Here is a 12,954-nt window from a genome sequence, read left to right on the forward strand (position 1 = left end):
ACCGGCGCACCAGCTGCACCCTCGACCAGCATCACAGCGCTTGCCCGAACGGGTTTCCGGCGCTGCCCCCTCTGAGCCCAACAAGCACTATAAACGCAGGTTCGTCACAACAGCAGATGCAGATGCGATTGTTGTAGCGATCGGCACGGCCGCCAAGGCAACAGCCAGCGTCAGCGCAATTACACGAATCATTTTCATGCCACTTCTCCCTTGCAAGGCTCCAACTGCAATCAAGGCGCTTCAAACGCGCTCTGCTTCAGATGTAATCTGCCAACTTTCGCTTTCAATTTACCGATTTGTCAGAGAATGGCGGGATCGGACCTCCTCAACAATCCGGGCCAGAGCCTGGCGTTGCCTATCTTTCGAATTCGACTGCCAGCCTGGGGCTGATATTTGAACCAGCCCACCGGAGTCGCCCGTGTTGAAACACCAGACCCGGACAGGTGCACCAAAGGCGGCATCGTCACATGACGGCATCTCGTGAAGTCTGAGCCTAGGTTTTTTTGCCAGTCTGGCGCAGGCCTCCTTATTACCGTTAGGTAAGTCTTTGGTATTTCCGGCAACACAAACGCCCAACTCCGGTTATTCAATGAAAGCAAGAGTTATACACTGCAGTGCGCTTGCGCCTGACCCTTTAGCGGGGTGTGCCGGTTGAAACTGTCAGAGGACAGACGGCAGACACTGCTTCTGATGTGCACCGGAGCCCTCTCCGGGGCGGTCGTTCTTGATGAATCGATCCTGGGCGTGGCCCTGCCCCGGATCGAGGAAGACCTGGGACTGTCGTTCCTGACCTCCCACTGGATCCTCAACGCCTATTTTCTGACCCTGACGTGTTTCGTGGCTGTTGGCGGCAAAAGCGTGGACATGTTCGGTTTACGGCAGCTCCTGATTTTCGGCGGCGCCGTCTTTACCGCAGCCTCCCTGATTGCCGGCTTCGCAGATTCGGGGGCCTTGTTGATTGCCATGCGTATATTGCAAGGGATAGGCGGAGCCTTGTTGTTTGCAATTGCGCAAACCGGTGCCAATCTTTCTCTCACACCGGAACGGCGGGGGCGCGGGATCGCGATTTACGGCACCGTGGTCGGGATACTCATGGTGCTCGGCCCTGTCTTGAGCGGGCTTTTGACCCATTACCTCTCCTGGCGCTGGGTTTTTTGGGCCGACATCCCGATCATCTTGCTGGTTGCTGCAGCGATGATACTGCTTTGGAAACCGAAAGGAGATGCCCCTAAAAGCACAGTAATCGACTGGGGTGGCATGTTTCTGCTCCTGTTCGGTCTGTTCGGCGTGGTCTTTGCATTCCTCCAGGGCACCTCGCTCGGATGGACCAACAATATCATTCTGTTTTCGGGAATGGCGGGCGCAGGAGCGCTCTATCTTTTCGACTATTACGAACGCCGGCATGCGCATCCGCTGCTCGATGTCCGCCTGCTACGCCGGTATACCTTTATCCTCCCCATGGGCATTTACTTCCTGGCCCAATACGCCCTGATCGGGTACCTCGCCTTTTTCCCGATGTTCCTGCAAACGGAGATGGGGTACTCGGCAAGGGACTCCGGCCTGTCGATGATCCCGGTCATTCTCCCCTTCGTTCTCTTGGGAATTCCTGCCGGTCATCTGGCCGACCGGTTCGGGTCGCGCAAGGTTGTGGCCTGTGGCACCGGCCTGTCGGTGATCGGAACCGGCGGTCTCATTTTAGTGCTGTCAACACAAAATCACCTTCTCATTACCGCACTGATTATGGTCTGGTGCAGCGGAGCAGTCTTCACACTGGCGCCCGCACGCCGGATCGCCGTCGCAGCAACACCGCGCAACAAGATGGGACAGGCCACCGGCACGATGCTCACATTACGGCTCCTTGGCACCACGATTGGCGTGACCGGATCAAGCGTTGCCCTGAACGCATCCGGATATCCGGCTGTATTCGTTTTGATCGGACTTGTCCTTGTCATCGCCTTCGTCATAACGCTCTTGTTCCTGCAGGAACCACGGATCTCCGGCTCGACGAAAAACGCCTGATCAAGCCTCGGAGCCACGGCAACCTCAGCCGACAAGCGCTACAACACCTCCACTCCATCAGATGGTATCGTTTGGATCTCCGCGCCTGAATCAGCCTGCTTCGTGCGCAGTTTCGTTAAAGCAAATGTAAAGTCCTGACCATGGTGCAAGGTTTTCACCCGGCTTCACGTAAACTATGCTCGACCAGTGTACCGGCCGACTGACAGGAGCATGCCTTGAAGCTTTCCGAGCAGACCCGCCGGGTCCTGATCATCTGCAGCATGGGTACCATGTCCGGTCTCGTGCTCCTTGATGAAACCGTGCTCGGCGTCGCTCTGCCGACAATTCGCAGCGATCTGGACCTTCAGCGCAGCACCGCCCACTGGATCGTCAATGCCTATTTTCTGACCCTGGCCTGCTTTGCAGCCGTCGGCGGCAAATGCGTCGACATATTCGGACTGAAGAAGGTGCTTCTGGTCAGCGCACCAGTCTTTGCGACCGCATCGCTTCTGGCCGGATTTGCCGGCGACGGCGGCGTGCTTATCGCCTTGCGTGCGCTTCAGGGCCTGAGCGCCGCCTTTCTCCTGTCGCTGTCGCAGGCAGGCTCCAACATGGCGTTTCCACCTGAACAGCGCGGCTTGTCGATCGGGATCTATGCCGCCATCGCGACAAGTTTCATGGCCCTCGGGCCGCTCGTGGGCGGTGTGATCACCCATTACCTGTCCTGGCACTGGATTTTCTGGGTCAACATTCCGGTCATCGTGATTTCCGGCGGATTTGCGCTCCTGGTCTGGCGCGAACCTCAAACGGTCGAAAAACCTGCAAGCTTCGATTGGCGGGCGGTCGCGCTGATGGTGATCGGATTGACAGGGCTGGTCTTCGCCCTGATGGAAGGATCCCGGCTCGGCTGGACCAACACAATCATTCTCGGCTGCGGGATTGCAGGCGTCGCATGTCTATTCCTGTTCGACAGGATCGAGCTCCGGCGCGCGCAACCATTGATCAATGTTCACCTGTTCCGGCTCGGGGCTTTCACCTCGGCCGTCTTCGTGTTTTTCCTCGGACAGTATGCAGTCGTGTGCATGGCAGTGTTCTTTCCGATTTTTCTTCAAAACCAGCTGGGGTATTCGCCTGCTCAAGCCGGCCTGTCGGTGCTCCCGGCGGTGATCCCCTCTCCGGTCTTGTCCGTGCCTGTCGGGCGCTTTGCCGACCGGATCGGCTCAAGGCGGATCGTGATTGCCGGGACCTTGCTTGCCGGCCTTTCGGCCGTTTCACTGGGACTGTCTTTGCCTGTTGGATCCTATCCGCTGTTCGCAGTCATTCTCACGGTCTGGGGGATCGCGATCGTGTGCATCATCGGGCCGTCCCGGCGGCTTGCATCAAACGCAGCGCCCGAGGGAGAACAGGGTCAGTTGAGCGGCACAATCGTCACGGTCCGGCTGCTCGGGGCAACGGCGGGCGTGGCTGCCTCCAGTGCGCTTTTGACAAGCGGTCTGGGTTTTGGCGCCGTGTTTGCGCTGATGGGCGGTTTTCTTCTGGCCGGCTTTGCCTCTGCCCTGTTCGCGCTGAAAGACTGGCACGCCCCGCAAGGCAGAGGCAACAGTTAGCATTGCCTATTGCGGTTTCACCGTCCCGGTGATGTCCTTGATGGTGGCGAGCAGATTTTCGGCCCGGTATTTCAGCACGTCGATCTGTTCGGCGGTTTGGCGCGCCCCGACCTCGCCGTACCAGAAGAAATGATTGCCCGGCACCCGGCCGTTCAGCGCGCCCGACGTGGCGTAGGCCATCTGATCCATGAGGGCCTGCCAGCTGCGCGGATCGATATCCTCCGACTTCGACAACACCGGCAGGACGATATTCCGATAAAGATGCTGGATCTGGTAAAGGCCCCAGTTGCCCCGGTCGGTCAGGGCATGGTCATTGTCGAGAACCTTGTTGCCGGACAAGGTGACCACAAACGGAAAGTCGGTGACCTTCAACGCACCGGTATCGGCGATCGACCAGTCCAGATCCTCAACGAACTTGCCGTCCTCATACCGCGATGCCATCATGATCGCGTTCAGTGCGACCGGAATGTCGCCAAGAACATCCTGTTCGAACAGGTCCCAGGGCATGATTGTGTGGCCGTTCATCTTGTCCTGCGCGACAACATATTTCCGGAAAAGCTCATAGAATTGAGGGGCTGCGGACAGGCCATTCGGCGCTTGCGAGATTGCGCCGGGCGCGGCCAGCAAAAGCGGGACTGGAGGTGTCGAGGCAATCGACACATAAAGCGTCATCTTCAGCCCCGCGTCTTCGGCGGCCTCGTAGACCGACTGCGTGATTTGGCCGCCTGCGCTCCAGCCGAGCACGATAATCTCGCCCGAAAGCCCTTCCCGGTCACTGTAATACCTGGCTGCAGCGGCGACCTGTTTGCCCCAGTCGCGAATGGAAAAGGCAGGATAGACCTTGGAATAGACCTTGTTGCCGGTCGGATAGGACGCACCAAGGAACGAATAACCCCTTTCCCCCAGCCAGTAGGCCAAAAAATCCTTTTCATTGCCGCCCTGATATCCGTAGGCCACACGGGCCAGATGAAACCCGCCAGGCACGAAGATCACCAGCGGCTTGTCCGGATCGCCCTTTTTGAAGTAGGTCAGCGTCTCGATCCCGTTTGTCGACAGCATCTCCTCGCCGGGATAGAGCATGTTTGCAGGCTCAATCTTTTCCGCTGTCCAGACCTCCTTTGCCGACACTGCGGGAATTACCAGCAGAAGAAAAACCGCCATCCATCCAACGACCCGCCGCATGTCACCTTCTCCCGATTGACGTAAGGACACGGGGAGCCTCGCACCTCAGCGCAAGACCTGTCAAAGAAAAGCGCGAACACGCCAGCGATTCACAACAATCCCGGCAAGGGGCAGCTTTTTCAGGCATGGCGGCGCGTAGCACGGTATGAAGGGCGCCGCGCATACCACAAACAAATCAGGCAGGAAAACATATGGCCAAACAGATCCACTCAATGATCCGCGTGCTCGACGAAGACCGGTCACTTGCCTTTTATGACAAGGCTTTTGGCCTCAAGATCGCCGACCGGCTCGATTTTCCGGAGTTCACACTGATCTACCTGAGCAACCCGGAGACCGAGTTCGAACTGGAACTGACCGTCAACAAGGGCCGTGACACGCCTTACGAGCTTGGCGACGGCTATGGCCACCTGGCGGTATCCGTCGCAGATCTGGACAAGGAGCATGACCGGTTTTCCGCTGAAGGCATGGAACCGGGCAAGCTGGTCGAGTTCGCACCGGGTGGAGAAAAGATCGCCCGCTTTTTCTTCGTGACGGATCCGGACGGCTACAAGATCGAGGTTCTGGAGCGCGGCGGCCGCTTCAAGTGATCACCCGCCCCGGCGGCTGGCAAGGGAACCGGCATATTCCCGCCAGCCGCCAAAAGCGGTAATTTCCGTCTTGTCCTCGACCAGCCAGGGCTCGCCCAAAACACCAAGAACAGTGCTGCCATCTGCCAGCACAATCTTGCCCACCGACAGACCGGCCGGTTCGTTCATCAGGATCTGCGCCACCGAGGCGGCGGGAACCTCCCAGATTTCGAGCGTGACCGAACCCCGCTCTTCTCGCGTCCGGATCATCGCCGGATGAACGTCATCAACCGACCACAGGCGATAGTGCGTATCGGTCCTGTCCTCGCGCACGAACGCCGCACCGGCATCAAGCATGTTCTGATTGAGTTCCAGACCACGCATCAGCGTGCCATTGACGGCAAGATGGACCGGACCGGGCATGGCGGCGCCTCCCCTCTTCAGGCGTTGGGATGTTGACTCTATCAATCTCTGGAGGCGAAGCAACAAGCGTCCAGTATTCCCGAATTGATCGCCGCCTTCAAAACTCCTGCGATGGCCGGACGTTCTCCGAAGAACCGCATCCGGCATCGGAGGGCGGCCTTGTCAAGCCTTTCGCGCTGCAACCGCCAGGCCGCTCAACAGGCTGACGCTGTCCGTATGGGCACCAAAAACGCCGCCCTGCATCGTTATCATCTTGAGTGCGGATTGGTGGTTTCCCGCGTCGGTCGCTGCCGTGCAATCGGACAACAACAGGCACTCAAATCCGCGGTCATTGGCATCACGCATGGTGGTGTGCACACACACATCTGTCGTCACTCCCGCGAGGATCAAGTTTTGAACACCGCGTGTGTGCAGAACCAAATTCAGATCGGTTGCATAAAACGACCCTTTTCCAGGCTTGTCGATCACGGCCTCCCCGTCGACAGGCGTCAGCTCGGGAATAATGTTCCAGCCGCGCTCACCAACAATCAGGATTCGCCCGCAAGGCCCCGGATCGCCGATCCCGGCACCAATCTGTTGAGACCGCCAGCGTTTGTTGGCTGGCAGATTTGACAGGTCGGGACGATGCCCTTCGCGGGTGTGAATGATGTGGTAGCCCGCAGCACGCATCTCCTTCAACACCACTGTGATCGGTTCAATCGGTTTCCGCATGGCGGACAGGTCGTATCCCATCCTGTCGACATATCCACCCGGCCCACAGAAATCGATTTGCATGTCGATGATAATCAGGGCCGTGTTTGACGGTCGAAGATCCCCGTTATAAGGCCAATCGTAAGGTTTCGCCTTCACCGGGCCATTCGTGAACTGTTTTGCGGGCTCTTCTGCTACTGCTCGGAGCGACATCACAGCGCTGCCTCCACTAACTGCAAGGAAACACCAGATTACTCATCAATACATGAGCAATTTCCCAGTTAGAAAAAAATGAGAATCAAAATAGCAAATTTCAAAAAGTATTTTTACTTATAAAAAAGTTTTTATGTAATTCACATACAGATAATGATAGCATAGCTAATTTTAATTTTTTTGCTTTATTTAAAAACAAACCACAAACCTCAAAAAAAACAACGAAAGACATAAGAATACTTAAAAAGAAGACACCAATTGCAGTCATGACAGCGGCCTCCAGCCTGATGATTCAGGATGAGAATGCACCAAGATGGCCATCGCAATCGACAAGGGGCAATGATCTCTTCGGAAAAATGGCAACGCCGCCCTCTTGCCTCCAAGCCGGATGCAGGTAGATGCGGTGAGCTTTTCTATCGTTCGAGTGACATCAACAAAAAGAAAAGCGCTTGCCCGGAAAGGCAAGCGCTTGACGTCGTCTGCTTTACGACTGTCGCTGCTATGAACGCGGAGGCTGCTGCGAGGCGAGGGACTGCATCTGTTCAGGGGTCAGGACAGTTGCCAGTTGAGCCTTTGTCTTTTCCTGCAGTTGCTTGAGCTGCGGCTGAACCGCTTGCATTTGCTCACGTGTCGGCGGCGCTTTTTGCGGGTCAATTCCGTGCTCTGAAAGCACAGCCTTCACCTCTGCTTGGTGTTGATCCATGATCTTGACGAAATCGGTTGTCTGCTGCTGGTCCAGGCCGAGCTGGGTTGCCATCTGCGCAGGCTCAGGCGGTTTCGGCATTTGCTGAGCAAACGCCATTGTGGGAACAACAGTCACCTGCGCAAGAATCAGCCCTCCGATGATAGCGGACTTTGCTCTGGTTCCGAGACGAGAGATTTTCATTGATTGACTTCCCGTGTTGCCCGCGCGGCCCCAGGAGTTGACCCGGATGTCCGACGGAGATGTGACGAAGCGCCCAGCCACCACCCAATCAGTCGTAAACGAGCAATGTGTCCTCACCTTTTCGACAATGTGAAAAATCGTTAATCGAAACTCACCGCCAGAATTTGATCCAGACCCGCAACCGTCCAGAAAACCCTCACGGTGGCTTCGGCTAAAATCGGGTACAATAAAGACGGTTGAACGCACCCACAAAGAACTGATGCCCTCTAGAGGCATCCGCCTGGCCACAAGTGCCAGCTCCGGTTTGACAGTTAAAAAGGCCCCGTCTGGGGGCAGAACGGGGCCTATCCCGTCAGGCAGCAGCCAAACAAGGCAACCGCGCCAAGCCGAAAACTGGCTCAAGACAGGTTCGGTGAGAGTACAACGGCAAACCATGCGCGAGGCTGACATGGTCCCCCCGAACCTACCTGCGCGTCGGCGACTTCGCCTGGAGGCCGGGCCCGGGATGGATATGTTCATCACAGTCACATATTTGTGAATTCATCCACGTAAAACTTGACGATGCCATGATCGGAAAACGCAATTGCCAGTCAGTTTGGATCCACAATGCAATCCGCTGGTTGTGCGCCCGATACATGAACAATTGCCTTGCCCCGATCCGGTCATCGCACTCTTGATATTTGCCAAAGGCCTTGCTTGATGAAATCCTCGACCACCATGTCCAGACGCGCCTTCCTTGCCGGGACAGCCGGCGCCTTCGTCACAATGCACCCGTTTTCAGTGCGTGCGTCGGGAACACAGGCGCATCTGCGCATCATGGAAACCACGGATATCCATGTCGCGATCTTTCCTTATGACTACTATGCCGACCGGCCAAATGACACGATGGGACTGGCGAGAACCGCAAGCCTGATCGGCGGCATCCGCGCGGAAGCCACCAATGCGATGCTGGTGGACAATGGCGACCTGATCCAGGGCAACCCGATGGGCGACTACGTGGCCTATGAGCGCGGGTTCAAGGACGGCGACCTGCACCCGATGATCGCGGCCATGAACGTGCTCGGTTACGACTGCGCGACCCTCGGCAATCACGAATTCAACTACGGGCTCGACTTTCTGAACCGGGCACTGGCCGGTGCCGCCTTTCCGTTTGTCTGTGCCAATGTCGCCATGGGCAAGAGCCTCGGCAGCGATCCGCTCAAGGACAAGCCGTTGATCACCCCGTTCACGATTCTCAACAAGCGGATCGTCGACGGCAATGGTCAGGCCCATGACATCAGGATCGGTTTTATCGGCTTCGTCCCGCCCCAGATCATGAACTGGGACGCCCAGCATCTCGACGGCAACGTGATGGCGCGCGACATCGTCAAGACTGCCGAGGCCTATGTGCCGGTGATGAAGGAGCAGGGGGCCGACCTGATCGTCGCCCTGTGTCATTCGGGCATTTCCGGCGAGAGCCATGCGGACGGCATGGAAAACGCCGCCCTGCATCTGGCCGGGGTCGACGGGATCGACGTGCTCTTCACCGGGCACCATCACCAGATCTTTCCCGGCGACTTTCCCGATATTGCCGGGGTCGACAACAAGACCGGAACACTCAGGGGCAAGCCTGCCGTCATGGGCGGCTTCTGGGGATCGCATATGGGCCTGATTGACCTGATGCTCGACCGGGACGAGACCGGCAAGTGGATGATTGCCGCCCACACCTGCGAAGCCCGGCCGATCTATGAAAGGGTGGACCGCAAGGTGACACCACTGGTCGACAGCGCACCCGCGGTACTGGCTTCCGTCGAAGACGCGCACACCGAAACGCTCAGCTATGTCCGCCGCGCGGTTGGCCAGACCGACGCGCCGCTGCATTCCTATTTTGCCTTGGTGGCCGACGATCCGTCGGTACAGATCGTGTCGCAGGCGCAGACCTGGTATATCGGGAAGATGATGAAGGGCACGGAATGGGACGGCCTGCCGGTCCTATCGGCGGCGGCCCCCTTCAAATCCGGAGGCCGGGGCGGCCCGGACTATTACACCGACGTCCCGGCAGGCCCGGTGGCGATCAGGAATGTCGCCGACCTTTATCTATATCCCAACACCATCCGCGCGGTCGCAATCAACGGCAAAACCGTCAAGGACTGGCTGGAGCGTTCAGCCGGGATATTCAACCAGGTAACCCCGGGCGCAACCGATGCGCCGCTGATCAACCCGGAGTTTCCGTCTTATAACTTCGACGTGATTGACGGGGTGACCTACAAGATCGACATCACCCGTCCGAGCAAATACGACAGCAAGGGCCAGATCGCCAACCCGGACGCCAACCGCATCGTCGATCTGCGGTTTAATGGCAAACCGATCGATCCTGAGCAGATGTTTGTTGTCGCGACCAACAATTACCGCGCCGGCGGCGGCGGCAATTTTCCCGGCAATGACGGCTCGACAGTGATCTTCGTCGGACCGGACACCAACCGCGACATCATCGTGCGCTATCTGGTGGAAAAGGGAACCGTCAGCCCGAAGGCCGACAACAACTGGGCGCTGGCGCCGATCGGCGGAACGACCGTTCAGTTCACGACCGGCCCAAAGGCGGCCGATCATGTGGGCGACGTCACCGCGGTCTCCATCGAGCCAACGGGCGATACGGACGCGACAGGTTTCGGCATCTACCGGATAACGCTCTGAGGTTGAAACAATTCAAAAACAAATACAGGGCCGGTCACTCCCGGCCCTGTTTCTTGTAATGCGCCAGCAGTTTCCTGCGCCGTGCTCAGCAGTCGTCGTCTTCCGGACGCTCCGGCCAGACGCACAGGTCGATATTGGTCATGCCCGGCGTTCCACCGGCCGACATGACGAGATATTCGCCGCCCTTGGTCGCAGACAGATCCGCACCGCCGCCCCAGGAACTGCCGCCGCCACCGGCGCTGTGGATCTGCCAGCCGTCTCCCTTGAGCGTGTCCTCGTAGGATCGCATGATCTCCTCAGGCGACTTGGAACTGGTGTAGGATGTGCGGGTCCCGCTTCCCTTCGGTTCGGTTCCGGCTTCGTCCGCGCCGGGAATCGGAGGCGCACCAGCGCCAAAAGCGGCGCTCATCGGCGCTGTCAAACCCGCGGCAAACAAAGCAATGACAAGAGCATTTCCAACGCGTTTCATGACCCACTCCCTGACAATGACCACTTGATGTCCGGCAGACCGTCGGCCAAACACCACCCGGCAGCCAAGCCTTACCCTGCGGCAACAAAACGCGGTTTTCAAGTGATGTTTGGCCCGCGAGCGCTGCATTCCGCCAGCTGCGCCCGGCGATTGAACACCGGGCTTTGGTAAAAGGCCGGATGCCTTGACGGTTTTTTCGAGGCGCGCGCAAAAAGCAGGGATTCGTCAATTCCGGGTGCAGGCTGCTGTGCCATGGATGCGGCATGCCCTGCGACCGGATGATCAGAAGTCGTGGGCCTGAACGCTGTCCGCATTGAGATCGACGGTGATCTTGCTGGCGGTGACGATATTGTTCTGATGCGCGACCTGAGCCGGGTTGCCCTCGATCATCATGATGCCGGTCCGGGGCTCGAAATCGATTTTGTCCGCCTTCACGAACAAGCCGTCGTCGCCAGAGATGATCGAGATATTACCCGCGCCCTGAATCCGCTCAACAGCTGCACCTTGCGCGCCTTCGCCAGCGGACAGCGACGTTACGGTCAGTTCGTCCGAAAAGATGTCGATCGATCCGAAATCCGCCTGAACGCCTCCGCCATACAGCGCGGTCTGCGCCCCGTCGGCCGCCGCCTCGTCGAGGCTGGTCTTGCCGGCTTCGACCGTCAGAGGCGTAGACGGTGACGCCAGCTCCTGACCCAACCCGGACAATCCGCCAGCGGCCTGGGCAGAACCGAAAGCCGCAGCTGAAAGCATGGCAGCAAGGCCAAGAACCTTGAGTGATGTCATGAAAAATCTCCTGTGCTCCGGAGAGGGATTTAAAGGCGGCCAATTTGTCGGTTTTACGGCTCCTTTTTGGTGACGCGATGATTTGGACAGGAACCGGAAGAGTTTGGACGGACGCCCCGGCAACCAAGCCACAAACCATACAATGAAAAGGCTCTCTATATATTGTATGTTATATTTTTGGCACTTACAGACATACAATATAGAGATGTCTTTTAATTATATGCATTATTTTTAATTAATTGATAGCAGAGCGTATGGATTTTTGTCCAGACTTTGCCGCTAGCGGTATTCCCAACAGGATCCGAGAGAATGAAAAAGACGCTACTCACCGCCACTGCCCTGCTTGTGGCGGCTTCCTACCAAACGGCTGCCATGGCAGAGACGACCAACTGGACCGGCTTTTACGCAGGCGGGCAGATTGGCGCCGCTGGCCAAGACATGACCTGGACCAACAAGGCCCAATGGGGCTCGTATTTTGCGGGCTGGGGCGAGCAAAAATACTCGCAAAACACATCCGGCATCATCGGCGGATTGCATTTTGGTTACCTGCATCAGTGGGATGCTTTCGTTGCAGGGATAGACTTGACCGGCAATCTGTCGGACCTTTCCAAGGAGTCCCTCAGCCCGTTCTATCCGGAACTTGGGGACACACTGGAAACAAACATGCGCGGTCAGGTCGCCGCAACCCTCAAGCTCGGCTATGCGTTTGACCGGTTCCTGCCCTATGTCGAAGGCGGTTATGCGGTCACGCAAATCGGCATGACCAATCGCGACAGATATTATTGCGAGCAGCCGGGAACCTGCCTATTCAAGGACACCGAATGGGCTGGCGGCTACGTGCTCGGAGCCGGTCTTGACTACATGCTAACCGACAACCTGTCGCTTGGCCTGAACTACCGGTACGCGAATGTTGAGGACGTCACCTTCTCGGGCCCGGTCACCCCGCTCACCGACCAAGATGAAAAATATAGTGCATCTTCCGACATCCACGCAGTCACCTTGCGCGCCAGCTGGCATTTTAACTGATCTCGACCGGGGAGGCTTCTACGAGCCTCCCCGAAAAATACTCGAAACGGTCAAAACGGCCAAGGGTCACTTTTTTTGTCACCGTCTTCGTCGGCAAGGGGAAGATCAATGGCACCGCCGCGGGCTTCCACCTCGACCAGCCAGTAATCCGGGTCCATGCGCGCCTCACTGCTCAGCCGCGACTCGATCGCAGCCCTGTCCGACTGGCTGAACACCCTTTCAAACAGACGCCCGTCCGGGGTTTCAACAAAATAGGCCTGTGGCGCCGGACCGTAGAGATCATAAGTCCCGTCGAGCCGGTCGACCGAGACGAATATCGCACCGGCTTCTGCAGCCCCCCTTCGGCTGACTGCCGCAAAGCCCCCGAACTGAAACACCCGGCGCACAAGGGCACTTACAAAAAAATCTGATGTCACACGCATGAACTGGATGTGTCCC

Annotated in this window: 13 protein-coding genes; 5 read left to right on the forward strand and 8 right to left on the reverse strand. The window is 57.7% G+C overall.

Features of this window, described 5'->3' with window-relative positions; all coding sequences use genetic code 11:
- The first annotated feature begins 651 nt into the window (after window positions 1–651).
- Both E1297_RS14835 and E1297_RS14840 read left to right on the forward strand, forming a co-directional pair.
- Window positions 652–2,019, forward strand: coding sequence for an MFS transporter (locus E1297_RS14835; RefSeq protein WP_155139475.1), 1,368 nt, complete (start codon window positions 652–654; stop codon window positions 2,017–2,019).
- Window positions 2,020–2,234: 215 nt separating this feature from the next.
- The gene (locus E1297_RS14840) at window positions 2,235–3,605 is read left to right on the forward strand and encodes an MFS transporter (protein WP_155139477.1); all 1,371 of its coding nucleotides are present in this window, start codon (window positions 2,235–2,237) and stop codon (window positions 3,603–3,605) included.
- A gap of 6 nt (window positions 3,606–3,611) precedes the next feature.
- Here E1297_RS14840 and E1297_RS14845 read toward each other — a convergent pair whose 3' ends face one another.
- The gene (locus E1297_RS14845) at window positions 3,612–4,787 is read right to left on the reverse strand and encodes an alpha/beta hydrolase (protein WP_155139479.1); all 1,176 of its coding nucleotides are present in this window, start codon (window positions 4,785–4,787) and stop codon (window positions 3,612–3,614) included.
- A gap of 191 nt (window positions 4,788–4,978) precedes the next feature.
- Here E1297_RS14845 and E1297_RS14850 point away from each other — a divergent pair, with 191 nt between their 5' ends.
- Window positions 4,979–5,374 (forward strand): VOC family protein, encoded by a 396-nt coding sequence (locus E1297_RS14850; protein ID WP_155139481.1) that lies wholly within the window; start codon window positions 4,979–4,981, stop codon window positions 5,372–5,374.
- Here E1297_RS14850 and E1297_RS14855 read toward each other — a convergent pair whose 3' ends face one another.
- The 4 genes from E1297_RS14855 to E1297_RS14870 all read right to left on the reverse strand — a co-directional run bounded on the left by E1297_RS14855 (window position 5,375) and on the right by E1297_RS14870 (window position 7,565).
- A complete protein-coding gene (locus tag E1297_RS14855) occupies window positions 5,375–5,776 on the reverse strand; it encodes a glutamyl-tRNA amidotransferase (RefSeq protein WP_155139483.1) in 402 nt (133 codons plus the stop codon).
- A gap of 162 nt (window positions 5,777–5,938) precedes the next feature.
- Window positions 5,939–6,679: a cysteine hydrolase family protein gene (locus E1297_RS14860; protein ID WP_155139485.1), complete on the reverse strand. Its 741-nt coding sequence runs from the start codon at window positions 6,677–6,679 to the stop codon at window positions 5,939–5,941.
- 100 nt (window positions 6,680–6,779) lie between these two features.
- Window positions 6,780–6,947, reverse strand: a complete 168-nt coding sequence (locus E1297_RS14865; RefSeq protein ID WP_155139487.1) for a hypothetical protein — start codon at window positions 6,945–6,947, stop codon at window positions 6,780–6,782.
- Window positions 6,948–7,178: 231 nt separating this feature from the next.
- Window positions 7,179–7,565: a hypothetical protein gene (locus E1297_RS14870; protein WP_155139489.1), complete on the reverse strand. Its 387-nt coding sequence runs from the start codon at window positions 7,563–7,565 to the stop codon at window positions 7,179–7,181.
- A 699-nt stretch (window positions 7,566–8,264) separates the two neighbouring features.
- Here E1297_RS14870 and E1297_RS14875 point away from each other — a divergent pair.
- A complete protein-coding gene (locus E1297_RS14875) occupies window positions 8,265–10,238 on the forward strand; it encodes a bifunctional 2',3'-cyclic-nucleotide 2'-phosphodiesterase/3'-nucleotidase (RefSeq protein ID WP_196223324.1) in 1,974 nt (657 codons plus the stop codon).
- A gap of 85 nt (window positions 10,239–10,323) precedes the next feature.
- Here the strand turns inward: E1297_RS14875 and E1297_RS14880 are convergent, their stop codons facing one another.
- Window positions 10,324–10,707: a hypothetical protein gene (locus E1297_RS14880; RefSeq protein WP_155139491.1), complete on the reverse strand. Its 384-nt coding sequence runs from the start codon at window positions 10,705–10,707 to the stop codon at window positions 10,324–10,326.
- Between the two features lie 282 nt (window positions 10,708–10,989).
- On the reverse strand, window positions 10,990–11,490 hold the full coding sequence (locus E1297_RS14885) for an LptA/OstA family protein (protein ID WP_155139494.1): 501 nt from the start codon (window positions 11,488–11,490) through the stop codon (window positions 10,990–10,992).
- Between the two features lie 309 nt (window positions 11,491–11,799).
- Here E1297_RS14885 and E1297_RS14890 point away from each other — a divergent pair, with 309 nt between their 5' ends.
- Window positions 11,800–12,516, forward strand: a complete 717-nt coding sequence (locus E1297_RS14890) for an outer membrane protein (RefSeq protein WP_155139495.1) — start codon at window positions 11,800–11,802, stop codon at window positions 12,514–12,516.
- Between the two features lie 50 nt (window positions 12,517–12,566).
- Here the strand turns inward: E1297_RS14890 and E1297_RS14895 are convergent, their stop codons facing one another.
- On the reverse strand, window positions 12,567–12,938 hold the full coding sequence (locus E1297_RS14895) for a DUF1491 family protein (protein ID WP_155139497.1): 372 nt from the start codon (window positions 12,936–12,938) through the stop codon (window positions 12,567–12,569).
- Between the last annotated feature and the right edge of the window lie 16 nt (window positions 12,939–12,954).

This window comes from Roseibium sp. RKSG952 (assembly GCF_009711355.1).

What these genes read in the sequence shown, in the direction of transcription:
- E1297_RS14855 (WP_155139483.1), bottom strand. Translation starts at nt 5,776, where the DNA reads ATGCCCGGTCCGGTCCATCTTGCCGTCAATGGCACGCTGATGCGTGGT.
- E1297_RS14870 (WP_155139489.1), bottom strand. Translation starts at nt 7,565, where the DNA reads ATGAAAATCTCTCGTCTCGGAACCAGAGCAAAGTCCGCTATCATCGGA.
- E1297_RS14895 (WP_155139497.1), bottom strand. Translation starts at nt 12,938, where the DNA reads ATGCGTGTGACATCAGATTTTTTTGTAAGTGCCCTTGTGCGCCGGGTG.
- E1297_RS14850 (WP_155139481.1), top strand. Translation starts at nt 4,979, where the DNA reads ATGGCCAAACAGATCCACTCAATGATCCGCGTGCTCGACGAAGACCGG.
- E1297_RS14880 (WP_155139491.1), bottom strand. Translation starts at nt 10,707, where the DNA reads ATGAAACGCGTTGGAAATGCTCTTGTCATTGCTTTGTTTGCCGCGGGT.
- E1297_RS14845 (WP_155139479.1), bottom strand. Translation starts at nt 4,787, where the DNA reads ATGCGGCGGGTCGTTGGATGGATGGCGGTTTTTCTTCTGCTGGTAATT.
- E1297_RS14860 (WP_155139485.1), bottom strand. Translation starts at nt 6,679, where the DNA reads ATGTCGCTCCGAGCAGTAGCAGAAGAGCCCGCAAAACAGTTCACGAAT.
- E1297_RS14885 (WP_155139494.1), bottom strand. Translation starts at nt 11,490, where the DNA reads ATGACATCACTCAAGGTTCTTGGCCTTGCTGCCATGCTTTCAGCTGCG.
- E1297_RS14865 (WP_155139487.1), bottom strand. Translation starts at nt 6,947, where the DNA reads ATGACTGCAATTGGTGTCTTCTTTTTAAGTATTCTTATGTCTTTCGTT.
- E1297_RS14875 (WP_196223324.1), top strand. Translation starts at nt 8,265, where the DNA reads ATGAAATCCTCGACCACCATGTCCAGACGCGCCTTCCTTGCCGGGACA.
- E1297_RS14890 (WP_155139495.1), top strand. Translation starts at nt 11,800, where the DNA reads ATGAAAAAGACGCTACTCACCGCCACTGCCCTGCTTGTGGCGGCTTCC.